Annotated in this window: 24 protein-coding genes and 1 other annotated feature; of the genes, 15 read left to right on the forward strand and 9 right to left on the reverse strand. The window is 52.7% G+C overall.

Annotation, left to right across the window (positions count from 1 at the left end; all coding sequences use genetic code 11):
• Positions 1-159 precede the first annotated feature (159 nt).
• The 14 genes from thrS to selO all read left to right on the forward strand — a co-directional run bounded on the left by thrS (position 160) and on the right by selO (position 12976).
• The gene (gene thrS, locus BZK41_RS14160) at positions 160-2088 is read left to right on the forward strand and encodes a threonine--tRNA ligase (RefSeq protein WP_003832572.1); all 1929 of its coding nucleotides are present in this window, start codon (positions 160-162) and stop codon (positions 2086-2088) included.
• Between the two features lie 3 nt (positions 2089-2091).
• The gene (gene infC, locus BZK41_RS14165) at positions 2092-2634 is read left to right on the forward strand and encodes a translation initiation factor IF-3 (protein ID WP_048997935.1); all 543 of its coding nucleotides are present in this window, start codon (positions 2092-2094) and stop codon (positions 2632-2634) included.
• A 96-nt stretch (positions 2635-2730) separates the two neighbouring features.
• Positions 2731-2928 carry a 50S ribosomal protein L35 gene (gene rpmI, locus BZK41_RS14170; RefSeq protein WP_003030583.1) on the forward strand — a complete coding sequence of 66 codons (198 nt, stop codon included), beginning with the start codon at positions 2731-2733 and terminating at the stop codon, positions 2926-2928.
• Positions 2929-2983: 55 nt separating this feature from the next.
• Positions 2984-3340, forward strand: a complete 357-nt coding sequence (gene rplT, locus BZK41_RS14175) for a 50S ribosomal protein L20 (protein WP_003030578.1) — start codon at positions 2984-2986, stop codon at positions 3338-3340.
• 120 nt (positions 3341-3460) lie between these two features.
• Positions 3461-3585: a sequence feature (Phe leader region), on the forward strand.
• Complete coding sequence (gene pheM / locus BZK41_RS27285) at positions 3466-3510, forward strand: pheST operon leader peptide PheM (RefSeq protein ID WP_001386830.1); 45 nt, start codon at positions 3466-3468, stop codon at positions 3508-3510. (Overlaps the previous feature by 45 nt.)
• 124 nt (positions 3586-3709) lie before the next feature.
• Complete coding sequence (gene pheS / locus BZK41_RS14185; protein ID WP_003832580.1) at positions 3710-4693, forward strand: phenylalanine--tRNA ligase subunit alpha; 984 nt, start codon at positions 3710-3712, stop codon at positions 4691-4693.
• Between the two features lie 15 nt (positions 4694-4708).
• A complete protein-coding gene (gene pheT / locus BZK41_RS14190; protein WP_032943162.1) occupies positions 4709-7096 on the forward strand; it encodes a phenylalanine--tRNA ligase subunit beta in 2388 nt (795 codons plus the stop codon).
• Positions 7097-7100: 4 nt separating this feature from the next.
• Positions 7101-7400, forward strand: coding sequence for an integration host factor subunit alpha (ihfA, locus tag BZK41_RS14195; RefSeq protein ID WP_003030571.1), 300 nt, complete (start codon positions 7101-7103; stop codon positions 7398-7400).
• Positions 7401-7555: 155 nt separating this feature from the next.
• Positions 7556-8536 (forward strand): vitamin B12 ABC transporter permease BtuC, encoded by a 981-nt coding sequence (gene btuC / locus BZK41_RS14200; protein WP_043016594.1) that lies wholly within the window; start codon positions 7556-7558, stop codon positions 8534-8536.
• Between the two features lie 60 nt (positions 8537-8596).
• A complete protein-coding gene (locus BZK41_RS14205) occupies positions 8597-9148 on the forward strand; it encodes a glutathione peroxidase (protein WP_079938549.1) in 552 nt (183 codons plus the stop codon).
• Positions 9148-9897: a vitamin B12 ABC transporter ATP-binding protein BtuD gene (gene btuD, locus BZK41_RS14210; RefSeq protein WP_079938550.1), complete on the forward strand. Its 750-nt coding sequence runs from the start codon at positions 9148-9150 to the stop codon at positions 9895-9897. The genes BZK41_RS14205 and btuD overlap by 1 nt, the downstream gene beginning before the upstream one ends.
• A gap of 77 nt (positions 9898-9974) precedes the next feature.
• On the forward strand, positions 9975-10439 hold the full coding sequence (locus BZK41_RS14215) for an NlpC/P60 family protein (RefSeq protein ID WP_003836644.1): 465 nt from the start codon (positions 9975-9977) through the stop codon (positions 10437-10439).
• A 319-nt stretch (positions 10440-10758) separates the two neighbouring features.
• Entirely contained in the window at positions 10759-11472 is a 714-nt protein-coding gene (locus tag BZK41_RS14220) for an EAL domain-containing protein (protein WP_079938551.1), read from the forward strand.
• A 61-nt stretch (positions 11473-11533) separates the two neighbouring features.
• Positions 11534-12976 carry a protein adenylyltransferase SelO gene (gene selO / locus BZK41_RS14225; RefSeq protein WP_079938552.1) on the forward strand — a complete coding sequence of 481 codons (1443 nt, stop codon included), beginning with the start codon at positions 11534-11536 and terminating at the stop codon, positions 12974-12976.
• Here the strand turns inward: selO and BZK41_RS14230 are convergent.
• The 8 genes from BZK41_RS14230 to ppsR form a co-directional block, all read right to left on the reverse strand.
• Positions 12973-13752, reverse strand: a complete 780-nt coding sequence (locus BZK41_RS14230; protein ID WP_079938553.1) for a heme ABC transporter ATP-binding protein — start codon at positions 13750-13752, stop codon at positions 12973-12975. The genes selO and BZK41_RS14230 overlap by 4 nt on opposite strands.
• Entirely contained in the window at positions 13745-14737 is a 993-nt protein-coding gene (locus BZK41_RS14235) for an iron ABC transporter permease (protein ID WP_003832595.1), read from the reverse strand. Before BZK41_RS14235 ends, BZK41_RS14230 begins: the two co-directional genes overlap by 8 nt.
• Complete coding sequence (locus tag BZK41_RS14240) at positions 14737-15558, reverse strand: hemin ABC transporter substrate-binding protein (protein ID WP_079938554.1); 822 nt, start codon at positions 15556-15558, stop codon at positions 14737-14739. Before BZK41_RS14240 ends, BZK41_RS14235 begins: the two co-directional genes overlap by 1 nt.
• On the reverse strand, positions 15555-16586 hold the full coding sequence (chuS, locus tag BZK41_RS14245) for a hematinate-forming heme oxygenase ChuS (protein WP_079938555.1): 1032 nt from the start codon (positions 16584-16586) through the stop codon (positions 15555-15557). Before chuS ends, BZK41_RS14240 begins: the two co-directional genes overlap by 4 nt.
• A gap of 47 nt (positions 16587-16633) precedes the next feature.
• Positions 16634-18616 carry a TonB-dependent hemoglobin/transferrin/lactoferrin family receptor gene (locus BZK41_RS14250; protein WP_079938556.1) on the reverse strand — a complete coding sequence of 661 codons (1983 nt, stop codon included), beginning with the start codon at positions 18614-18616 and terminating at the stop codon, positions 16634-16636.
• Positions 18617-18690: 74 nt separating this feature from the next.
• Positions 18691-18879 carry a hemin uptake protein HemP gene (gene hemP, locus BZK41_RS14255; protein ID WP_079938557.1) on the reverse strand — a complete coding sequence of 63 codons (189 nt, stop codon included), beginning with the start codon at positions 18877-18879 and terminating at the stop codon, positions 18691-18693.
• A 169-nt stretch (positions 18880-19048) separates the two neighbouring features.
• A complete protein-coding gene (aroH, locus tag BZK41_RS14260) occupies positions 19049-20095 on the reverse strand; it encodes a 3-deoxy-7-phosphoheptulonate synthase AroH (protein WP_003030555.1) in 1047 nt (348 codons plus the stop codon).
• A gap of 126 nt (positions 20096-20221) precedes the next feature.
• Positions 20222-21055, reverse strand: a complete 834-nt coding sequence (gene ppsR, locus BZK41_RS14265; RefSeq protein WP_043016583.1) for a posphoenolpyruvate synthetase regulatory kinase/phosphorylase PpsR — start codon at positions 21053-21055, stop codon at positions 20222-20224.
• Positions 21056-21383: 328 nt separating this feature from the next.
• On the opposite strand from ppsR, the gene ppsA reads away from it, so the two are divergent.
• Positions 21384-23762, forward strand: a complete 2379-nt coding sequence (gene ppsA, locus BZK41_RS14270) for a phosphoenolpyruvate synthase (protein ID WP_003832604.1) — start codon at positions 21384-21386, stop codon at positions 23760-23762.
• A gap of 66 nt (positions 23763-23828) precedes the next feature.
• Here ppsA and fadK read toward each other — a convergent pair whose 3' ends face one another.
• Positions 23829-25466 carry a medium-chain fatty-acid--CoA ligase gene (fadK, locus tag BZK41_RS14275; protein ID WP_079938558.1) on the reverse strand — a complete coding sequence of 546 codons (1638 nt, stop codon included), beginning with the start codon at positions 25464-25466 and terminating at the stop codon, positions 23829-23831.
• Between the last annotated feature and the right edge of the window lie 60 nt (positions 25467-25526).

A 25526-nucleotide genomic window follows, 5' to 3' on the forward strand; every position in this document is an offset into this window, starting at 1 on the left:
TCAAAAAGCGGGTGTAGGTCCAGTGTGGTCTTTAAGGCGACCAGTGACATATTTCGCAGAGTGAAGCGGGAATCAGCCCATTCCTTTTTGATAATTTTAAATATTGAATCTTTGTATGTGATCTTACGTGTGGGTCACCACTGCAAATAAGGATATAACATGCCTGTTATTACTCTTCCTGATGGCAGCCAACGCCATTACGACCACGCTGTAAGCCCCATGGATGTTGCGCTGGACATCGGTCCAGGTCTGGCGAAAGCTACTATTGCTGGCCGTGTTGACGGTGAGCTGGTAGATGCTTCCGATCTGATTGAGCATGATGCGAAGCTCTCCATCATCACCGCGAAGGATGAAGAAGGTCTGGAGATCATTCGTCACTCCTGTGCGCACCTGTTAGGGCACGCGATCAAACAACTCTGGCCGCACACCAAAATGGCGATCGGACCGGTTGTTGATAACGGTTTTTACTACGATATCGATCTTGACCGTACGTTAACCCAGGAAGACGTCGACGCGCTCGAGAAGCGGATGCACGAGCTCGCTGAGAAAAACTACGATGTCATTAAGAAGAAAGTCAGCTGGTACGAAGCGCGTGAAACCTTCGTGAAGCGTGGCGAGACCTATAAAGTCTCCATTCTTGATGAAAACATTGCCCATGATGACAAGCCTGGCTTGTACCATCATGAAGAATATGTCGATATGTGCCGTGGCCCGCACGTGCCGAACATGCGTTTCTGCCATCACTTCAAACTGATGAAGACCGCAGGGGCATACTGGCGTGGCGACAGCAATAACAAGATGCTGCAGCGTATTTATGGTACTGCATGGGCAGATAAAAAAGCCCTGAATGCCTACCTGCAACGTCTGGAAGAAGCGGCCAAACGCGATCACCGTAAAATCGGTAAACAGCTTGACCTGTATCATATGCAGGAAGAAGCACCGGGTATGGTGTTCTGGCACAACGATGGCTGGACTATCTTCCGTGAACTGGAAGTATTCGTTCGCTCAAAACTGAAAGAATACCAGTATCAGGAAGTGAAAGGTCCGTTCATGATGGACCGCGTGCTGTGGGAAAAAACAGGTCACTGGGATAACTACAAAGATGCGATGTTCACCACCTCTTCTGAGAACCGTGAATACTGCATTAAGCCAATGAACTGCCCAGGCCACGTACAGATCTTTAATCAGGGTCTGAAATCCTATCGCGATCTGCCGCTGCGTATGGCTGAGTTTGGTAGCTGCCACCGTAATGAACCGTCAGGTGCGCTGCATGGCCTGATGCGTGTTCGTGGCTTCACTCAAGATGATGCTCATATCTTCTGTACTGAAGAGCAGATTCGTGATGAAGTTAACGCGTGCATTCGTATGGTCTACGATATGTACAGCACCTTTGGCTTCGAGAAAATCGTCGTCAAACTGTCCACTCGCCCCGAAAAACGTATCGGTAGCGATGAAATGTGGGACCGTGCTGAAGCTGACCTGGCCGTTGCGCTGGAAGAAAACAACATCCCGTTTGAGTTCCAACTGGGTGAGGGCGCGTTCTACGGTCCGAAAATTGAATTTACCCTGTATGACTGCCTCGATCGTGCATGGCAGTGCGGTACTGTACAGCTGGACTTCTCCCTGCCGTCCCGTTTAAGCGCCTCTTACGTTGGCGAAAACAACGAGCGTCAGGTGCCGGTTATGATTCACCGTGCAATTCTTGGGTCGATGGAACGTTTCATCGGTATCCTGACCGAAGAGTTCGCTGGCTTCTTCCCGACCTGGCTCGCGCCGGTTCAGGTTGTGGTCATGAACATCACCGATTCTCAGTCTGAATACGTTAACGAATTAACGCAGAAACTACAAAATGCGGGTATTCGTGTAAAAGCAGACTTGAGAAATGAGAAGATTGGCTTTAAAATCCGCGAGCACACTTTACGTCGTGTCCCTTACATGTTGGTCTGTGGCGACAAAGAGGTAGAAGCAGGCAAAGTTGCCGTGCGCACCCGTCGTGGCAAAGACTTGGGCAGCCTGGACGTAAATGAAGTGATTGAGAAGCTGCAACAAGAGATTCGCAGCCGCAGTCTTCAACAACTGGAGGAATAAGGTATTAAAGGCGGAAAACGAGTTCAAACGGCACGTCCGAATCGTATCAATGGCGAGATTCGCGCCCTGGAAGTTCGCTTAACAGGTCTGGAAGGCGAAGCTTTGGGTATTGTGAGTCTGAGAGAAGCGATCGAAAAAGCTGAAGAAGCTGGAGTAGATTTAGTTGAAATCAGCCCTAACGCCGAACCGCCAGTTTGTCGTATTATGGACTACGGCAAGTTCCTTTATGAAAAGAGTAAATCTTCTAAGGAACAGAAGAAAAAGCAAAAAGTTATCCAGGTTAAGGAAATTAAATTCCGTCCTGGCACCGACGATGGCGATTACCAGGTAAAACTCCGCAGCCTGGTACGCTTTCTGGAAGATGGCGATAAGGCTAAGATCACGCTGCGTTTTCGCGGTCGTGAGATGGCCCACCAACAGATCGGTATGGAAGTGCTCAACCGCGTCCGTGACGATCTGAGTGAACTGGCAGTAGTCGAATCCTTCCCTACGAAGATCGAAGGCCGTCAGATGATCATGGTGCTCGCTCCTAAGAAGAAACAGTAAGGCCTTCAAGTAGCAATGTCTGTGGAGCCTACGGGTTCCACAGCCGTTGTTCGCCTACGTTTCGTTTATTAACAATGCGAAGTGGAAGTTATTAAAATGCCAAAAATTAAGACCGTACGCGGTGCTGCTAAGCGTTTCAAAAAAACCGGTGGTGGTGGATTTAAGCGTAAGCACGCAAACCTGCGTCATATTCTGACCAAAAAATCTACTAAGCGTAAACGTCACCTGCGTCCAAAAGGCCTCGTGTCTAAAGGCGATCTGGGTCTGGTTATCGCGTGCCTGCCGTACGCATAAGCCGTTAACGTTTAATTCATTTTTTTACTAAGAATATAGATACAGGAGAGCACATATGGCTCGCGTAAAACGTGGTGTAGTTGCCCGTGCACGTCACAAGAAAATTTTGAAACAAGCTAAAGGCTACTACGGTGCGCGTTCTCGCGTATACCGCGTTGCCTTCCAGGCTGTTATCAAAGCTGGTCAGTACGCTTATCGTGACCGTCGTCAGAAAAAGCGTCAGTTCCGTCAACTGTGGATTGCGCGTATCAACGCAGCAGCACGTCAGAACGGTATTTCTTACAGCAAATTCATCAACGGCCTGAAAAAAGCCTCTGTTGAAATCGACCGTAAGATCTTGGCTGACATCGCAGTATTCGACAAAGTAGCGTTCACCGCTCTGGTCGAAAAAGCGAAAGCAGCTCTGGCATAAGCCGGTGAAAAGAGGGAGCCTGGCTCCCTCTCTTTTATTTGTAGTGCAATCAATTAGTTGACAATTTATCCGTAAGCCTTTTCAATAAAGGTTGTCCGGTTTTTACCACACAAGGTAACGCAAGCATGAATGCTGCTATTTTCCGCTTCTTCTTTTACTTTAGCACCTGAACTCAGGAGGCTTGCGCGTGAAAGAAGAAACGGAAAACAGCGCCTAAAAGCCTCCCTGGTGGAGGCTTTTTTTATACGCGTCATCCTTCGAGTTGTCTCTGTATTGGCTGCATTCGCTCTTTTGCTGCGTTGATACAATTTGAATGATTTTGCGTATATACGAGCGACTAGTGAATATCGCAACATAACGAGGAAAACCATGTCACATCTCGCAGAGCTGGTTGCCAGTGCAACGGCCGCCATTAACCAGGCTTCAGATGTTGCCGCGTTAGACAATGTCCGCGTCGAATATTTGGGCAAGAAAGGGCATCTGACCCTTCAGATGACAACCCTGCGCGAGCTGCCGCCAGAAGAGCGCCCGGCAGCAGGTGCGGTGATAAACGAAGCCAAAGAGCAGGTACAGCAAGCGCTGAACGCGCGTAAGGCCGAATTAGAAAGTGCTGCGCTCAATGCTCGTCTGGCTGAAGAAACGATCGATATCTCCCTCCCTGGGCGTCGTATCGAAAACGGCGGTCTGCATCCTGTAACGCGTACAATCGACAGGATTGAAAGTTTCTTCGGTGAGCTGGGCTTTACCGTGGCGACCGGTCCGGAAATCGAAGATGACTATCATAACTTCGATGCGCTGAACATTCCTGGCCATCATCCGGCGCGCGCTGACCACGACACTTTCTGGTTTGACGCGACGCGTCTGCTGCGCACGCAGACTTCCGGCGTACAGATCCGCACCATGAAAGAAAAACAGCCGCCGATCCGTATTATCGCCCCGGGCCGTGTATATCGTAACGATTACGATCAGACTCACACCCCAATGTTCCACCAGATGGAAGGGCTGATTGTTGATACCAACATCAACTTCACCAACCTGAAAGGCACGCTGCACGATTTCCTGCGCAACTTCTTTGAAGAAGATCTGCAGGTTCGTTTCCGTCCTTCCTACTTCCCGTTCACTGAACCATCTGCGGAAGTTGACGTGATGGGCAAAAACGGTAAATGGCTGGAAGTGCTGGGCTGCGGGATGGTTCACCCGAACGTGTTGCGTAACGTTGGCATCGATCCAGAAATCTATTCCGGCTTTGCTTTCGGTATGGGTATGGAGCGTCTGACCATGCTGCGTTACGGCGTTACCGATCTGCGTTCTTTCTTCGAAAACGATCTGCGTTTCCTCAAACAGTTTAAATAAAGGCAGGATAAAACAATGAAATTCAGTGAACTGTGGTTACGCGAATGGGTAAATCCGGCGATTGATAGCGATGCGCTGTCAAACCAAATCACGATGGCGGGTCTGGAAGTTGACGGTGTGGAACCTGTTTCTGGCGCGTTCAACGGCGTTGTGGTGGGTGAAGTGGTTGAATGCGGCCAGCACCCGAACGCTGACAAACTGCGTGTCACCAAAGTGAATGTAGGCGGCGACCGCCTGCTGGATATCGTCTGCGGTGCGCCAAACTGCCGTCAGGGGCTGAAAGTGGCTGTGGCAACCGTTGGTGCCGTTCTGCCGGGCGATTTCAAAATCAAAGCGGCAAAACTGCGCGGTGAACCGTCTGAAGGCATGCTGTGCTCGTTCTCTGAGCTGGGTATTTCCGACGATCATAACGGGATTATCGAACTGCCAGCCGATGCGCCAATTGGCACCGATATCCGTGAATACCTGAAGCTTGACGACAACACTATCGAAATTAGCGTCACGCCGAACCGCGCCGACTGCTTAGGCATCATCGGTGTGGCGCGTGATGTTGCTGTACTGAACAAAGCCCCGCTGGTTGAGCCGGAAATCGCGCCTGTAGCCGCGACTATTAGCGACGTCCTGCCGATTCAGGTCGAAGCCGTGGAAGCCTGCCCACGCTATCTGGGCCGCGTGGTGAAAGGCATCAATGTTAAAGCGCCAACCCCGCTGTGGATGAAAGAAAAACTGCGCCGTTGCGGGATCCGTTCTATCGATGCCGTGGTTGACGTGACTAACTATGTGCTGCTCGAACTGGGCCAGCCGATGCACGCATTCGACAAAGACCGCATTGAAGGCGGAATTGTTGTCCGTATGGCAAAAGAGGGTGAGACCCTGGTATTGCTGGATGGCAGCGAAGCGAAGCTGAATGCAGATACTCTGGTGATTGCGGACCACAACAAAGCGCTGGCGATGGGCGGCATCTTTGGTGGCGAACATTCCGGTGTGAATGATGAAACACAAAACGTCCTGCTGGAATGTGCATTCTTCAGCCCGCTGTCTATTACCGGTCGCGCACGTCGTCACGGCCTGCACACCGATGCATCTCACCGCTATGAGCGTGGTGTCGATCCGGCTCTGCAACATAAGGCCATGGAACGTGCAACGCGCCTGCTGATCGATATCTGCGGCGGCGAAGCGGGTCCAGTCATTGACGTGACGAACGAAGCCACGCTGCCAAAACGCGCAACCATTACGCTTCGTCGTAGCAAACTGGATCGTCTGATCGGACACCATATTGCGGATGAGCAGGTGAGCGACATTCTGCGTCGTCTGGGTTGTGACGTGACGGAAGGGCAGGATGAGTGGAAAGCGGTCGCACCGAGCTGGCGTTTCGATATGGAAATCGAAGAAGACCTGGTCGAAGAAGTCGCCCGCGTATACGGTTATGACAATATCCCGAACACGCCGATTCAGGCGGGTCTTATCATGGGTACGCATCGTGAAGCGGATTTGTCGCTGAAACGTGTAAAAACCATGCTGAATGACAAAGGCTACCAGGAAGTAATTACCTATAGCTTCGTCGACCCGAAAGTCCAGTCATTGCTGCACCCGGGTGAAGAAGCGCTGCTGCTGCCAAGCCCAATCTCTATTGATATGTCGGCAATGCGTTTGTCCCTGTGGACTGGCTTGCTGTCTACGGTAGTGTATAACCAGAACCGTCAGCAGAACCGCGTACGTATTTTCGAAACGGGTTTACGTTTCGTGCCAGATACGCAGGCCAACCTCGGGATCCGCCAGGATCTGATGCTGGCTGGCGTGATCTGCGGTAACCGTCATGATGAACACTGGAATCTGGCAAAAGAGACCGTTGATTTCTATGATCTGAAAGGCGATCTGGAAGCGGTTCTCGACTTGACCGGTAAACTGGCGGACATTCAGTTCAAAGCTGAAGCGAATCCAGCACTGCATCCGGGTCAGTCTGCGGCGATTTATCTGAAAGGTGAACGTATTGGTTTCATTGGGGTTGTTCATCCTGAACTGGAACGTAAACTGGATCTGAACGGTCGCACTCTGGTGTTTGAACTGGAGTGGAATAAGCTCGCAGACCGCGTGGTGCCTCAGGCGCGTGAAGTTTCTCGCTTCCCAGCGAACCGTCGCGATATCGCAGTCGTTGTGGCAGAAAACGTTCCCGCTGCGGATATTTTATCCGAGTGTAAGAAAGTTGGCGTAAATCAGGTAGTTGGCGTAAACTTATTTGACGTGTACCGCGGTAAGGGTGTTGCGGAGGGCTATAAGAGCCTCGCTATCAGCCTGATCCTTCAGGATACCAGCCGTACACTTGAAGAAGAGGAGATTGCCGCTACCGTCGCCAAATGTGTAGAGGCATTAAAAGAGCGATTCCAGGCATCATTGAGGGATTGAACCTATGGCGCTTACAAAAGCTGAAATGTCAGAATATCTGTTTGATAAGCTTGGGCTTAGCAAGCGGGATGCCAAAGAACTGGTCGAGCTGTTTTTCGAAGAGATCCGTCGTGCTCTGGAAAATGGTGAGCAGGTAAAACTCTCTGGTTTTGGTAACTTCGATCTGCGTGATAAGAATCAACGTCCGGGCCGTAACCCGAAAACGGGCGAAGATATTCCCATTACAGCACGGCGCGTGGTGACCTTCAGACCCGGACAGAAGTTAAAAAGCCGGGTTGAAAACGCAACGCCGAAAGAAGAGTGATTTAACAACATGTTAAATCTTTTGTGCCGCCAGCAAACCGGTGGCATAAAAGATGACGCGTATAACTAAAAAGGCCGCTCTGCGGCCTTTTTCCTTTTCACTACCGAATCAGCACCGTAGAATCACCTCCATCTCTTTTCAGCAGAATGGAAAACATGCTGACTTTTGCCCATCAACAACAGCGTCGAAACGTGCGCTGGATACTGTCACTGTCAGTACTTATGCTACTGGCAACGATTCTAAGCTTGTGCGCAGGAGAACAATGGATCGCTCCCGGCGACTGGTTCAGCGCCCGCGGAGATCTGTTCGTCTGGCAAATCCGACTTCCCCGTACCCTTGCCGTTTTGCTGGTAGGCGCTGCGTTGGCCTTATCAGGCGCAGTGATGCAAGCTCTGTTTGAAAACCCGCTCGCAGAGCCGGGATTATTAGGCGTGTCTAACGGCGCGGGAGTCGGGCTCATCGCAGCGGTACTGCTGGGGCAGGGGCAACTCCCCGGCTGGGCATTGGGCCTTTGCGCCATTGCCGGGGCGCTGATTATCACGCTTATTCTGCTACGCTTCGCCCGTCGACATCTGTCTACCAGCCGTCTGCTGCTGGCGGGAGTGGCGCTGGGGATTATCTGTAGCGCGCTGATGACATGGGCTATCTACTTCTCCACCTCGTTTGACTTACGACAGCTGATGTACTGGATGATGGGGGGCTTCGGTGGCGTAGACTGGCATCAGGCCTGGCTCATGGTGGCGTTGATTCCGGTGCTGGTGTGGATCTGCTGTCAGTCGCAGCCGATGAACATGTTGGCGTTAGGAGAGACTTCTGCACGTCAGTTGGGACTGCCATTATGGTTCTGGCGCAACCTACTGGTGGTCGCTACAGGCTGGATGGTCGGCGTGAGCGTGGCTCTGGCAGGGGCGATTGGTTTTATTGGGCTTGTGATCCCGCATATTTTGCGACTGTGCGGCCTCACCGATCACCGTGTTTTACTGCCAGGTTGTGCGTTGGCTGGCGCAATCGTATTACTGTTTGCTGATGTTGTCGCGCGTTTGGTGCTGGCCTCGGCTGAGTTACCTATCGGCGTGGTAACGGCCACCATGGGCGCACCGGTATTTATCTGGCTATTGTTAAAAGCCGCGCGCTAGAACGTGTTGGTTCGGTCTATGATTAAAAACTGAAAATCCACCTGTTGTTCTGGAGATACTATGCAAAACACTATCCTCGATACAGAAGTGACGACCATCGACGGCGAGGTTACCTCACTGCAGCCGTATTCCGGGAATGTGCTGTTAATCGTCAACGTTGCTTCAAAATGTGGACTGACACCGCAGTACGAGCAACTGGAGAAGCTGCAGAAAGCCTGGCACCAACAGGGCTTCAGCGTTCTTGGTTTCCCTTGCAATCAGTTTCTGGGCCAGGAGCCGGGCAGCGAAGAGGAAATAAAAACGTATTGCAGTACCACATGGGGCGTAACTTTCCCGATGTTCAGCAAAATTGACGTCAATGGCGAGGGACGCCATCCGCTGTATCAGAAGCTGATTGATGCCGCGCCAACGGCCGTTGCGCCTGCGGACAGTGGGTTCTATGAGCGTATGGCGAGCAAAGGTCGTGCGCCGCTCTACCCGGACGATATTCTGTGGAATTTCGAGAAGTTTTTAGTGGGTCGCGATGGAAAAGTGCTGCAACGTTTCTCACCGGATATGACGCCTGAGGATCCCATCCTGGTGCAAACCATCAAGCAGGCGCTGGCAAACTAATGTCTCGATTGATGCAGCTACAGGATGTCGCGGAATCGACCCGTCTCGGCCCGCTTTCTGGTGAGATAAAAGCAGGAGAGATCCTACATTTAGTAGGACCAAACGGTGCCGGAAAGAGTACGCTGTTGGCGCGCATGGCGGGTCTGACGAACGGCGAGGGCAGCATCATTTTTGGTGATATGCCGTTGGAGGATTGGCCGGCCGCCAGGCTGGCACAATATCGCGCCTATCTTGCGCAACAGCAAAATCCGCCGTTTGCGATGCCGGTCTGGCATTTTCTGACGCTGCATCAACCTGACAAAGCACGTACCGATCTGTTACAGGAGGTCGCTGATGTACTCGGCCTGGGAGATAAACTGGGGCGCGGCGTGAACCAACTCTCCGGCGGTGAGTGGCAGCGTGTGCGCCTGGCTGCGGTTATTCTGCAGATTTGCCCACAAGCGAATCCATTAGCTCAGCTTTTACTGCTGGATGAGCCGATGAACAGTCTGGACGTCGCGCAACAAAACGCACTGGATCGATTGTTGAGTCAGCTGTGTTTGCAGGGCATAGCGATTGTGATGAGTAGCCACGACCTTAATCACACCTTACGCCATGCGCATAAAGCCTGGCTACTCAAACGCGGGAAACTACTTGCCAGTGGTTCACGAGATGCGGTACTGACGCCGGCCAATCTGTCTGCGGCCTATGGCGTCAACTTCCGACGTTTGGATATTGAAGGGCACAGAATGCTCATATCAACCACTTAAGTTAAATGGGTTCTTGAAAATCATATAATTTCCACGCTAAATTAGCATAAAAATAAAATTCAGAGGATTCGTACTGAATGCGCTTTTGGCTCCTTTTAATCACAGCATTGTTTTTGGCGGGCTGCAGCAGCCATCGTGCGCCTGCGCCAAATGCCCGCTTGTCGGATTCTATCGCCGTTATCGCCGGTCTTAATGATCAGCTACAAACCTGGCATGGCACACCCTATCGTTATGGCGGTATGAGCCGTAGCGGGGTGGATTGTTCTGGATTTGTTTTGATGACGATGCGCGATAAATTCGATCTGCAACTCCCGCGCGATACGCGCACACAATCAAAGATTGGTACCGAAATTGATAAAGACGATTTGCTGCCCGGCGATCTGGTTTTCTTTAAAACCGGGTCTGGGGAAAGCGGTCTGCATGTCGGTATTTACGATACCAATAATCAATTTATTCATGCCTCAACCAGCCGTGGCGTGATGCGTTCGTCTCTGGATAACGTTTACTGGCGTAAAAACTTTTGGCAGGCGCGACGTATTTAATCCCCCCACAACTCCGAGGCTGCCATCGAGTGCGCAGCCTCAACATCACCGTTTGAAAGTTAACTTTTATTTCTGCCTTTAGTTAGACAATACCCCTGAACATTAAGAGCGTATCTTGCTAAAAATATGATTTATTCCGAGATATTAAAAAGTGCAAAGCTGGATATTCGCTTATAATCAGGATAAGCTAAAAAAAAGGATTCGATTTACCGGCTAAAAAGGGAAAAATGAAAGGGCCTCTACTTGCATCAGCAGTAACGTATTTCTCCATCCTTTGCTACAGGATGCCGGATAACACCCATGCAGCGGGGCTGGCTCGATGATTGTTTCACTGGATAATCTTTACTATTCTGAGTTCTCTTTTCTTCCTGCGAGAAGCGAAAAAGGCGATCTTGAGTTCGTCGATATCATCACCAATTTCGTCAGTGCGCATGGGGATGTGCGTATACCCACCGACTTGGTCCTACCTCGGATGTCGGACGATGAGCAATGTCGCTTATTTACCGAAAAGCTTGAATTAATCGAAACGTGCCAACTCTTTTTTATTCAACGGAAAGTTTCCGCCTGGATTAATTTAACGCCGGCAATTGCTAATACTTTATTATCAGATGCTAAATTTGCTTCACAAGTTGAACGATTTTCATTTCTGGAGCTGACTATTAATGAAAGCTATCCGGAGTTAAACAAAGGTAAAGATAATCCAACATTGGCCGAACTTGCTGCGCGATTTCCATTAGTCCTGACAAACTATGGTTCTGGCGGTATATCAACAAGGGCAATTTTTGACGGCCTGTTCAAACGCGTCGTGCTGGATAAAAACTTTGTTCAACAAAGAATTGCACATATTTCGTTTGAACCGTTTATGCGGGCTATTCTGGCGCAACTATCGCCCAGCTGTGAGTCAATAATCATTAGCGGAATTGATACACAAGAGATGCTGGAGCGCGTCTTGCCTGTGGGATTCAGTGCCATGCAGGGAGGATTGTGGCCTGCGGTGCCTCCTGCGCAGATAATTTCGCTCGCTAAAATATAACCCTTTTATTTGCTGGTGTTTAACAGGCTTTTAACAGTCTACACTAGAGGCAGGAGGCCCTATGACCCTGTCTTTTACCACTCGCTGGCGTGATGAACTACCAGCAACCTATACCGCGCTTTCACCCACCCCTCTGAAAAACGCGCGCCTTATCTGGCATAACGATGCGCTGGCGGAGCAATTAGCTATTCCTGCGGCGCTATTTGATATTCCGATTGGTGCAGGTGTTTGGGGAGGTGAATCGTTGCTTCCCGGGATGTCGCCTTTAGCCCAGGTTTATAGCGGGCATCAGTTCGGCGTCTGGGCTGGTCAGCTTGGCGACGGACGTGGGATCCTGCTGGGCGAACAACAGCTCGCGGATGGTGCAACGTTTGACTGGCATCTGAAAGGTGCCGGACTCACGCCGTATTCCCGCATGGGTGATGGGCGCGCCGTGCTGCGCTCGACCATTCGCGAAAGCCTGGCCAGTGAAGCGATGCACTTCCTGGGAATACCGACCACGCGGGCATTGTCGATTGTCACCAGCGACACACCGGTTTATCGCGAAACGGTCGAAGCGGGGGCGATGCTCATTCGCGTGGCGCAAAGCCATATGCGGTTTGGTCATTTTGAGCATTTTTACTATCGCCGGGAGCCGGAAAAAGTGCGCCAGTTGGCTGACTTTGCGATTCGCCATTACTGGCCGCAATGGGAGGAAGAAGCCGATAAGTATCAGCTGTGGTTTAACGATGTTGTCACGCGTACAGCGACGTTAATCGCTGACTGGCAGGCGGTAGGATTTGCGCATGGTGTTATGAACACGGACAACATGTCGATTCTGGGTCTGACGATGGATTACGGTCCATTCGGTTTTCTTGATGATTACGTGCCCGATTATATCTGCAACCACTCTGACAACCAGGGGCGATACAGTTTCGATAATCAACCGGCCGCCGCGTTGTGGAACCTGCAACGTCTGGCGCAAACCCTGTCGCCATTTATCCCGGTCGAGGCGCTCAATGATGCGCTGGACAGTTACCAGCTGGCGCTGTTAACTCGCTACGGTCAGCGGATGCGGCAAAAGCTCGGCTTCTTTAGCGAGCAGAAAGACGACAACGAACTGCTTAGCGAACTGTTTAGTCTGATGGCGCGGGAAAGAAGCGACTATACGCGAACGTTTCGCATGCTCAGCGAGACGGAGCAGCGCAGTGCGCAATCTCCGTTGCGCGATGAGTTTATTGACCGCGCAGCGTTTGACGACTGGTTCACGCGGTATCGCTCGCGCCTTCAGCAAGACAATATTGCCGATGCTGTCAGACAAACACAGATGAAGGCGGCAAATCCGGCGATGGTATTACGTAACTGGCTGGCGCAACGGGCGATTAGCCAGGCAGAGCAGGGGGATTACGCCGAGCTGCATCGGTTGCACCAGGCGTTGCGTACCCCATTTGCCGATCGTGATGATGACTATGTTAGCCGTCCACCTGACTGGGGCAAACGGCTGGAAGTGAGTTGTTCAAGCTAAGGGGCCAGAAATACCTGCGGGGAGGCGTTGGCCGGATGTCGGCCAACGTGTACCTGAGCACCGTACCAGCGCTGCAGATCATCGGCCTGTAACACAGTTTCAGGTGTTCCCTGCGATACCAGCCTGCCGTTGTGCAGCAGCACTATTCTGTCTGCCCACAGTGCGGCGAGGTTCAGATCGTGAAGCACAATGCACACATGCAGCTCTCCTGAAGCGGTTAGCGTTTTTAGCATGCGCAACAGATGCTGCTGGTGGTAAAGATCCAATGCGGAGGTTGGTTCATCAAGGAATAACCAACCGCGAGGTGCGCCGTCGCACCAGAGTTGCGCCAGCGCACGGGCTAACTGCACTCTCTGTTGCTCGCCGCCGGAAAGCGCGGCGTATTGCCGGCCTGTCAGTGGCGTACATCCGGTCATCGCCATTACCTGCGCAATAAGCTCAGGTTCCGGTCGTTGGGTCCAGGGCGCGCGACCCATCGCGATCACGGCCTCTACTGGCCAGTCAAATCCCAGTTGCGTTTGCTGACGCATGACCGCCCGATGCCGCGACAGCGTTTGGGTAGGCCACTCCTCGAGCGGTTTGCCTGCCAGCACGCAGCGCCCGGTTGCTGGTTTGAGAAAACCGGTCAGCAGGCGCAGCAGGGTGGATTTTCCCGCACCGTTTGGGCCGATAAGTGCCACCAGTTCACCTTTTGCGAGGGCGAGTGATACATTGTCAATTACCGCTCTGTCAGCTACGCGATAGTGAAGCTCTTCAGCGATGAAATGTTCAGCCATGCGGTCCTCGCTGACGAAAAATAAGCCATAAAAACCACGGCGCACCGAGAAGACTGGTCAACAGACCGACCGGCATCTCCGCAGGTGCAACTGCCGTACGGGCCAGTGTGTCGGCAATCAGCAATAAAAACGCGCCCGCCAGCACGGAACCCGGAATAACGGCCCGATGGTCTGAGCCGAGCCACATACGTATTAAATGTGGGATGACCAACCCGATAAAGCCAATCACGCCGCTTACCGCCACGGCTGAGGCAACCAGTAATGCGCTACAAAGCAGCAAAATACGCTGGATTGTACGTACATCAACGCCGAGATAATGCGCCTCTTCCTCACCCAGTTGCAGAAGATTCAGCGCCGGAGCAAGTCGCCAGATGATCAGCACTGTCGGGATTGTCAGTGAAGTGACAGCCAACAGTGTGGACCACTGCGCGGCCCCCAGACTTCCCATTCCCCATAGCGACAGCTGGCGCAGTTGCGCATCATTACTGACCCACGACAAAACGCCAACCGCCGCCCCGCAGAGCGCGTTGATGGCAATGCCGACCAGCAGCAGGCGTGAGAGTGAACCGTCGCGCTGTTGGCTGAGGATAAAAATCACTACGGTTGCCGCCAGCGCGCCGAAAAAAGCGGCCAGCATTGGAGCATACAACATCAACAGCGCGGGCAAAGAGACAGGCAGCACCACCCACAGGGCCACAGCGCAGGCGGCGCCGCTGCTTATTCCCAATAATCCAGGGTCGGCAAGCGGATTGCGAAACAGCCCCTGCATCACGCAGCCAGCGAGCGCCAAAGAGCCGCCGATCACCAGCGCCAGCAGGACGCGGGGAAGACGAATCGTGAGCCAGATTTGACGCAGTGCCTCATCGCCATCACGCCAGAGCAGACTTACCGGCAGGCGCAACGCGCCAAAACCGGTAGCCAGAACCGTCATTACAACCAGCATCAATGCCAACATCCACAACGAACAGGTGATTCGCCGGGACATCAGGGCAATTGCTCCGCTTTAGCACGAAGCTGCAAAATCGCCTGTGGCGTGCGAACGCTAAACCCCAACAGCGCCATATCGTCAACCTGCAATACCTGTTTATTCCTTCCGGCAGGTGTTTGCGCAAGTCCTGGTAGCGCCCACAGGTTTGCTTCGCCACCCATTGCCTTAACGCCTTCTTGTGAAATCACTACCAGATCGGGCTGGCTGGCAATGACGCCTTCTTGTGACAGCGGTTGATAGCGATTAACGCCCTGCATCGCGTTGCGTAATCCTGCGGCACGAATCGCTGCATCGGCTCCGGTTTGCTGGCCCGCCGCCATCGCGGTCATCCCGCCATGATTGAGAATAAACAGCACACGTTTATTAAGTTCAGACGACGGGAGCGTCGCCAGTTCCTGACGTAACGTTGCGCGCAGCGTTTCGCCGTCGGCCTCCCGATGAGTAGCCTCAGCGATAACCCGAACTTTTTCATCAATCGCGTTAAGATCGTTGCTTGCTGGGATCGTGACAACCCTGATGTTGCTCTGCTCAAGCTGTTTTAGCGCCAAAGAGGGCTGTGCCTGCGCGCTGGCAAGGACCAGCGTAGGGCGGGTAGCCAGGATCCCTTCGGCGTTGAGCTGGCGCAAATAACCAACATCAGGTAACTCGGTTGCCGCAGCAGGCCACTGGCTGGTGCTGTCTCTCGCCACAAGGGAGGGTTGTGCTCCCAGTGCGTATACGATCTCGGTGACATCGCCACCGAGGGCAACAACCCGTTCCTCGGACGCAGCCAGCGCCGCGAGGGGCAGCAGCGCGATCAGGGTCAGCAGTTTTTTCATGCAGCCAGTCCTTTCGGCGTCAGAGCGTCAATCTGTGCGCGCCATTGCGTCTGCTCCGGCTCGCCTTCCGTACGTTGACCATACAGTTGTGCGATTTGCGTACCGTCGGCAGCAAACAGTTCCAGACTGGTGACGTGACCATCGGCGGTCGGTTTGCGCGTCACCCACGTTTCGGCCACGCTTTCTTCCAGCAGATGCAGGGTAAAGGTTGGGTTGAAGATGTTCAGCCAGCCTTTCATCGGTACCAGTTTTTCAATCACGCCGGTAAAAATCTGTACGCAGCCGCGATTACCCACAAAAACCATAATTTCGTTGCCATCCTGACGCGCGGTGTCGAGTAACTGCGCCAGTGCGCTATTAGAAACCTTACAGGCCAGATCGTCGCCAACCAGATTAAACGCCTGTTGGCGAGTGAGATCGTGGCGTTTCAGCAAACCGAAGAACTGGTGGACATCGGTCATTGCTCGCCACTCTTGATCAACGGTCTGTGCGTCGACCGTGACGACGGCAGGCGCAGAATTGTTGGCAGGTTGCAGCACCAGCGGCGGGTTTTCTGCAAAGATGAAACGGGTCAGCAACGCTGCCCATTCCTCAACGAGGGTATTTGGCGTGGTATAGACCTTCAGCAGCGCATCTCCCTGATGGTCAAAGAACTGAATGCTCTGGCGCTCACCATGGGCGGTTGTTTCGCTGATATGAAAGGTGCTGGCCCACTGATTCAGGAACAGACGCAGGTCGAGGGTGCGCGGATTGAGTACCAGGCCGGCATGACCGTTCAGGTGCTGATTGGTAAACGTACCAACCTGCTCATGTACCGCATATTCGTTGCGGCAAATACATTTGGTTTCGCCAACCGCTTCCAGTGCGCCGAGGATTTCGCGCACTTCGCCACGTAAGCGCCAGGCGTCATGACCGACGCGAGCAAAGGTCAGTTCGGCTTCACTAATATTCATCAACCCCGCAATATCACGTGCGTATTTGCCAGGATTTTCTTTCTTCAGTTCCAGCCAGCGTGTGTAATGATTCATTGTCTCTTCCTTCCAGATTGCTGCCCCGGCGAACCGGGGAAAAGTGATTACCACTGATAACTCACGAAAATTTTGCCATTACGACCATCCTGCGGAATGCCTTGCGGCGACCAGTACTCTTTGTCGAATGCGTTGCCCAGTACCAGCGTGGTGGTCATGCCTTTCAGCGCTTGTTGACCCTGATAGCTCACGTAGAAATCATTTACCGCATAGCCGGGCTGTTTAGTGTAGCTGTTGCTGATATGTGTTGAACGGTCAGCAAATGTCCCAATCCAGCCTACGGAGAAACCGCTGTGCGCAACCGGCACATTCAGTTTGCTGGTGACGGTATCCGGGTTAATGCTGGAAATGTATTCACCGGTGTCAGTATCTTTTCCGCGAGTGCGGTTATAGGCCATGTCGAGGCTGAACAGGTCGGTGGAATATTTCGCCATCACGTCCCAGCCCCAGATTTTGGCGTTGGGTACGTTATAGGACATGGTTGTCGCAGCGGCGAAGTCGACGCTGGTGGAGATGTAATCTTTCGCTTTGGTGTCGAAATAGCTGGCTTTAAATTCGAGCGCATCGCTCGCCATCAGCAGATCGTCAAAGCGCAGGCCAAATCCGTATTCCTGCGTTTCGTTGGTTTCCGGGCGCAGGTTAGGGTTAGGTACCCAGTAGTTGGTGTAAAAACGACCAATCGAGAAGTGTTTCGCATCGTTATACATTTCGCCCATAGTCGGGGCACGGAAAGCCTGAGCGTAGGAACCGAACAGCATCAGCCAGTCGGCTGGCGCAACGGTGAGCCCGGCGCGGGACGACCATTTATCGGCATCGACATCTTCATAGCCGTCACTGCTGCCGCGATAAGAGTCATAACGGGTACCGCCCAGCAGCGTAACCGGCAGGTCGCGCAGGGTGATTTCATCCTGTAGCCAGCCGGAGCTGAAATCGATCTTTGCCTCCGGGAAACCGGTGGTTGAACCACCCGGTTGTTGCTCCTGGCGATAGTATTCACCGCCGTAGGTCAGCAGGTGAGACGCAAAAGAGTCGGTAAACAGGCGGCTGCGGTTGTCGATCTTCCCACCTTTGGTGGTTTGCTTACGAAATTCGCTGGTGTTATCTGCGTTCTGAGCATTAATGCGCGCTTCGGACCAGTAGATACGGGCGTCAGCGTTCAGCCAGTCATTGTCTTCTGGAGCGAGCGAGTAGGTCAGCTGTGCATCGCGCTGGATGGTTGAACGGTTGGTCATCGGGTTGCTGGCATCCGCCGTGCTGGTTTGCGGGTTTTTAGGTTCCCGGGCGTCATTGTTGTAGTAACGCAGCGAACCGGCCAGCGTCTGGGCGCTGTCAATTTTCCAGCTACCTTTCGCCAGCATATTGTTAATTGCTTCGTCATTCGGCGCAGTAGTACCGTCACTCTGGCGTAAATCACCGCGATCGCGGCTGGACCAGGCAAGTAGTCCGTCCAGCGTATCGGTACGGCCATACGTGCTGGCGCCCATGCCAAGGCTGTGATCGCCAGTTGCCGCGGTACCGAACACGCGATAACCGCTGTTTTGCCCGACTTCCAGTAGATCTTTGGCATCTGCAGTGTCATAGGCGATCACGCCGCCTAGCGCGCCGCTACCGTACAGCAGTGCGGAAGGGCCACGCACGACTTCAATGCGTTTGATGAGCGCCGGGTCTAGGAAAGTACTGTTCAGGTGTCCGGTGTCGGTTCCCTGGCGAACGCCGTCAACCAGTACCAGAACACCGCGTCGATCGTAGCCGCGCAGATTCACGTCCTGGCCGTTGGTGCGGCCCGTACCGTCAAGGGTTAGGCCCGGAACCTTACGCAACAGGTCGGCAGCTGAGCTGGCGGTTTGGTTTTCTGGGGCGGTGGCGTCAATGACGCTGACCATCATCGGCGCTTCAAAGGCGCTACGAGCATTGCCGGTGGCGGTGACGGTCATATCTTCTACCGCCGCATAGGCGACGGCGGGCAGGTTACTGACAATCGCCAGCGCCAACAGCGATGGGCGCAGGGATGCAGTGTGCAGGTAAGGCATAGCAACTCTCCATTAGGAAATCGAAAAGCGCTGGCTGCCTGGGTATGACCTGGGTGGCTGGCGAAATGTGTTGTTTATTTAGTCAGAATGAGTTTTCCGGCTTGTGTCTGGCGCAGCAGGTAGTGCTGACCATCATGTTCTATGATCACGCGTCCTTCTTTCCCCAACAGGGTTTTACTGTCAATTCGTCGCTCGTTTGGCGCGACGGAAGGCGGTGTTGTGTCTTTTGCAGGCGTTGCCGTTGTGTTATCCATACGTGACATAGTGTTTAAAAATAACAATCAATGTAACAATGATAATCATTATCATCAAACTACAAATTTGCGGCAAGCGTTTTTGTGAAATAATTGTGACGAGAACGTTTTTTGCACAACAATCGGGGAAAAACAAAGGATTAGCACCGGGCAAAGTGATATTGCCCGGCGAACAGCATTAAAAACGGCTATCAACCGCAGAGGCGAGTTTTTCAACCAACAGTTCAGTATCTTCCCAGTTCAGGCACGGGTCGGTAATGGACTGACCGTAAACCAGCGGCTGGCCGCTAACGATTTTTTGCGTACCTTCACGCAAGAAACTCTCCGCCATGATCCCGGCAATTGCCGTCGAGCCGTTACGAATTTGCTGGCACACGTCATCACAAACGTCTAACTGACGGCGATGCTGCTTCTGGCAATTGCCGTGGCTAAAATCGACCACCAAATGCTCAGGCAGGGAAAACTCGTGTAGGGTATCGCAGGCGGCAGCAATATCTTCAGCATAATAATTCGGCTTTTTACCGCCACGCATGATGATATGCCCGTAAGGGTTACCGCTGGTCTGATAAATGGTCATCTGACCGGTTTTATCCGGCGAGAGGAACATGTGACTGGCGCGAGAGGCGCGAATTGCATCGACGGCGATGCGCGTGTTGCCATCCGTTCCGTTTTTAAAGCCGACCGGGCAGGAGAGCGCGGAGGCCATTTCACGATGGATCTGACTTTCGGTGGTGCGCGCGCCAATAGCTCCCCAACTGATTAAATCGGCAATAAACTGGCCGGTCACCATGTCGAGGAATTCAGTCGCCGTGGGGACGCCCAGTTCGTTGACCTGCAACAGCAGTTTTCGCGCCAGTTCAATACCGTGGTTTACACGATAACTGCCGTTCAAATCTGGGTCGGAAATCAGGCCTTTCCAGCCCACGACAGTGCGTGGTTTTTCAAAATAGGTACGCATTACGATTTCCAGACGCGCCTGGTGCTTAGTGCGCAGCGCCTGTAAACGTGTCGCGTATTCCATCGCGGCATCAAGATCGTGAATCGAGCAGGGACCTACGATCACCAGTAAACGGGGGTCTTCACCATTTAAAATTTTTTCTATCCGACGTCGGGAGTCCGTAACATGACGGGCGACGGAGGACGAAACAGGATGCCGTTGCGCAAGCTCTGCTGGAGTGACCAGGTTGTCAATACGCGCAGTACGGAGTTCATCGGTTCTGTTCATTACTTGTCTCAGAAATTTGTTGCTTCAACGGCAGGACTACCGGGAAGTGATGTACATCACAATATCACACTCATCCTGCCTGGTGGCGAGCATAATAACAAAAAATCGAACCAATGCACTAGCATTCTAGTACATACGGCGATTCAGTCCCATGATATCGAGGATCTTGGTAGCAATCTCTTCTACCGAATAATTGGTACTGTTCAACCAGGGGATCTGGTTTTTCCGGTATAGCGCTTCTACCTCAGCAACCTCCATTCGGCACTGGCGCATTGAGGCGTAACGGCTGTTCTCCCGACGCTCTTCGCGGATGGCTGCCAGGCGTTCAGGGTCGATGGTCAGGCCGAATAATTTATGCTGCAACGGTTTAAGGGATGCCGGCAGCACCAGATTATCCATATCATCGGCAATAAAGGGGTAGTTGGCGGCGCGAATACCAAACTGCATGGCCAGATAAAGACTGGTCGGGGTTTTACCGCAACGGGAAACGCCGAGCAGGATCACCTGTGCCTGATCGAGGTTGCGCAACGAAATACCGTCGTCGTGGGCGAGGGTGTAATCAATGGCGGCAATACGCGCGTCGTACTTGTTGAGATTACCGGGATTCAGACCGTGTGTGCGATGGGCGATTGGCGTAGGGTCGAGCTTCATCTCGTGTTGTAGTGGGGCAACCAGCGCCTGCACAATATCCTGACAAAATCCCTCGCTTTGCAGAATGATCGAGCGAATTTCCGGCAGGACGATGGAGTAAAACACCAAAGGGCGCACGCCAGTTTGTTGATAGATCGCGTCAATCTGGTCTTTAACCGCACGCGCACGGCTCTCATTTTCCACAAACGGCAGCGTAATGCTGCTGATCGTGACCGGAAATTGCGACATCACCGCGTGACCCAATACCTCGGCGGTGATGGCCGTACCATCAGAAATATAAAATACGTGACGATCAACAGCATTATCCATTTTGCTCATCCTGGGGCAGATATAATTCTCTGAAAGCATAAATTAAAATTCGCCAGAAGCGAATATTGCCGCATCTATTTTATAAAATGAAACGCTATTTTTATATTTAATGAAAAGTACATTTCATTTTTCGGAACAAATGTTTATACCGATCGTTTTTGTGGTGATCCCGTGTGGCTCGCGGGTTTGCGCAAATGCGGAAACAATCTGAAAAAATAAAAAATAAAGTTGCTTGAACGATTCACCGTTTTTTTCGCCGGAGTAAATATGCCAAGATAATTACGCAAAATTGAGTTTCCTAACCTCGTTCATATATAAGGATTGTTCGATGTCCAACAATGGCTCGTCACCGCTGGTGCTTTGGTATAACCAACTCGGCATGAATGATGTAGACAGAGTTGGAGGCAAAAATGCCTCCCTGGGTGAAATGATTACTAACCTTTCAGGTATGGGTGTTTCCGTACCGAATGGTTTTGCAACGACCGCCGATGCGTTTAACCAGTTTCTGGACCAGAGCGGTGTAAACCAGCGCATTTATGAGCTGCTGGATAAAACGGATATCGACGATGTCACTGAGCTTGCGAAAGCCGGGGCACAGATCCGCCAGTGGATTATCGACACTCCTTTCCAGCCCGAACTGGAAAATGCCGTCCGCGATGCCTACGCGCAGCTGTCAGCGGACGATGCCAATGCCTCTTTTGCCGTGCGTTCTTCCGCTACCGCAGAAGATATGCCAGATGCGTCATTTGCCGGTCAGCAGGAAACTTTCCTCAACGTCCAGGGATTTGATGCCGTACTGGTTGCCATCAAACACGTATTTGCCTCGCTGTTTAACGACCGCGCGATCTCTTATCGTGTTCATCAGGGCTATGACCACCGTGGCGTCGCGCTTTCTGCTGGTGTTCAGCGGATGGTGCGTTCTGACCTCGCATCCTCAGGCGTAATGTTCTCCATCGATACCGAATCCGGTTTCGACCAGGTCGTCTTTATCACGTCCGCATGGGGCCTGGGCGAAATGGTCGTGCAAGGTGCCGTTAACCCGGATGAATTCTACGTGCACAAACCGACCCTGGCGGCTAACCGTCCGGCGATCGTCCGTCGCACAATGGGTTCGAAAAAAATCCGCATGATCTACGCACCGACCCAGGAACACGGTAAGCAGGTGACCATTGAAGATGTTCCGCAGGAACAACGCGACATTTTCTCCCTGACTAACGAAGAAGTGCAGGAACTGGCCAAGCAGGCGGTACAAATCGAGAAGCACTACGGTCGTCCGATGGACATCGAATGGGCGAAAGACGGTCATACCGGCAAGCTGTTCATCGTTCAGGCGCGTCCGGAAACCGTGCGTTCCCGCGGTCAGGTGATGGAGCGTTATACGCTGCATGCGCAGGGTAAAATTATTGCTGAAGGTCGCGCCATCGGTCACCGCATTGGCGCGGGCCCGGTCAAAGTCATTCATGACATCAGCGAAATGAACCGTATCGAACCTGGCGACGTACTGGTTACCGACATGACCGACCCGGACTGGGAACCGATCATGAAGAAAGCGGCAGCAATTGTCACTAACCGTGGCGGTCGTACCTGTCACGCGGCAATCATTGCCCGTGAACTGGGGATCCCAGCCGTGGTGGGCTGTGGCGATGCGACTGAGCGCATGAAAGATGGTGAGAAGGTAACTGTCTCCTGTGCCGAAGGCGACACCGGTTATGTTTACGCTGACATGCTCGACTTTAGCGTGAAGAGTTCCAGCGTGGAGACCATGCCAGATCTGCCGTTGAAGGTGATGATGAACGTCGGTAACCCGGATCGGGCTTTCGATTTCGCTTGTCTGCCAAACGAAGGCGTCGGTCTGGCGCGTCTGGAATTTATCATCAACCGCATGATTGGCGTACACCCGCGTGCGCTGCTGGAGTTTGATGACCAGACGCCTGAGCTGCAAAATGAAATTCGCGCCATGATGAAAGGTTTCGATTCCCCGCGTGAATTCTACGTTGGTCGTCTGACGGAAGGGATCGCGACGCTGGGTGCGGCGTTTTATCCGAAACGCGTCATCGTGCGTATGTCTGACTTTAAGTCCAACGAATATGCCAACCTGGTCGGCGGGGAGCGTTATGAACCGCATGAAGAGAACCCGATGCTGGGCTTCCGTGGGGCGGGCCGTTATGTTGCCGATAGCTTCCGCGACTGCTTCGCGCTGGAATGCGACGCAGTAAAACGTGTCCGTAACGACATGGGCCTGACTAACGTTGAAGTGATGGTACCGTTTGTACGTACCGTTGCCCAGGCGAAAGCGGTGGTGGAAGAGCTGGCACGCCAGGGGCTGAAACGCGGTGAGAATGGACTGAAGATCATCATGATGTGTGAGATCCCGTCTAACGCCTTGCTGGCCGAGCAGTTCCTTGAGTACTTCGACGGCTTCTCCATCGGATCAAACGACATGACGCAGCTGGCGCTGGGTCTGGATCGTGACTCTGGTGTGGTTTCTGAACTGTTTGATGAGCGTAACGACGCGGTGAAAGCGCTGCTGTCGATGGCGATTCGTGCAGCCAAGAAACAGGGCAAATACGTGGGTATTTGCGGCCAGGGCCCATCTGACCATGAAGACTTCGCGGCCTGGCTGATGGAAGAGGGGATCGACAGCCTGTCGCTGAACCCGGACACTGTCGTACAGACCTGGCTGAGTCTGGCTGAACTGAACAAGTAACATCATGCCTTATCCGGCCTATCAACGTAGGCCGGATAAGATGCGTGAGCATCGCCATCCGGCGCTTTATCCTGTAATACTCTCCATACTCAAACGCTGAATAATATCCTTACGCAACTGGTATTTTTGTACTTTACCGGACGCCGTACGCGGTAATTTCTCCACGATCACAATGTGCTCAGGGTATTTGTACTTTGCCACTCGCTTGCGACTAAAAAAGGCTACCACTGATTCCAGCGACAACGAATGATGCGGCGGTTTTAGCACCACGTAAGCACACGACCTTTCACCTAAGCGTTCGTCCGGCATCGCGACAACACAGGCATCGTGAATGCGGGGATGCTGCAATAAGATATCCTCAACTTCGCGGCTGCTGATGTTTTCTCCACCGCGGACAATGATATCTTTTTTCCGTCCGGTGATTTTGATGTACCCCGCATCGTCCATTCGGCATAAGTCGCCGCTGTAATACCAGCCGTCTTGATCCAGCGCACGGGCGGTGAGTTCGGGTTCATCGAGATAGCCCATAAACACATTGGGACCGCGTGACGCTTCTTCGCCTTCTACACCCACAGGCAACGTATTGCGTGCTTCATCGACCACTTTAATTTCGACGCCTGCAGCAGCATATCCGTCGGTATTCATCATGCGAGAAAGTGAATCGTCAAGATTGACCAGCGCATGCGGTGAACTCTCTGTCGAGCCATAAATGCTTAATAATTTTATGTCGAGCTGCTGGCAGTCACGGGCAATCTTCTGTGGAATGGTTGTGCCCCCACATAAGAAAAAGCGTAGCGATGAGAGATCGCTTGGGCGTTTTTCCATGCTACATAACATGTCGTAGACGAAGGGTGTTGCGCCGAGCACACAGGTACAGCGCTGTTGCTCCAGCAGTTCAAGACAGGCGGTTGGGGTGAAAATATCTAACAATACGCTGCGTGCGCCGATTAAAAACGGTGCGGTAACGCCATGCAGAAAACCGGTAGCGTGTCCCAGTGGTGCGGGCATCAAAAACACATCCTGCCAGGTGAGATTGAGGCGGGCACAGTAGGCGCGCTCGCTGGCAAGGATGTTGTTGTGGGTCAGCATTACGCCTTTTGGCATTCCCTCGGTTCCGGAGGTAAACAACACCGCCGCCAGTTCATCGGCGTGAACATTAATCGTTTGGGTTAATGGCGGAGCTAAAAGCAGTTGGCTGAGCGCCAGCGAGGTAGTTGCCGGAGCCAGTTTATCCACGGCAACGATCTGTTGCAGATGCGGCAACTGGTTTTGTAAGGGCAGGATCAGATCGACCGGTCGGGTCTGTTTAAACAGCGTCGGTGCGAAAAAAATCTTCGCTTTGCACTTATTCAGCACCCATACCAGCTCTGCTTCACGCCAGGCAGGCAGCAGCGGTACGGAAACGGCCCCGGTTTTCAGACAGGCCAGGTAGATTATCGTAAACTCGCACCAGCCCGGTAACTGGAAGGCAACGCGGTCGCCAGGTTGAATACCGCAGGCTAAAAACCAGGTTGCCAGACTGCTGGCTGCACTGTCGAGTGCAGCATAGGTGAATGAAGCGCCATGGTTATCAACCACGGCGATTTTATCTGGCATGGCTTTGGCAGTTTGGTGCCAGTAATCGCCAAGCGAAGCATCTCCCCATAAACCCTGTTGTCGCCAGGCCTCGCGACGTTCGGCGTTAAACGTTAGTGTGATACTCATGAAGTTATTCCCAGGATGATTTCGGCATACATCTGACCGGATGGCCGGTGTGGCCGATCC

The sequence above is a fragment of the Citrobacter sp. A316 genome (genome assembly GCF_002042945.1).
GTDB lineage: Bacteria > Pseudomonadota > Gammaproteobacteria > Enterobacterales > Enterobacteriaceae > Citrobacter > Citrobacter portucalensis.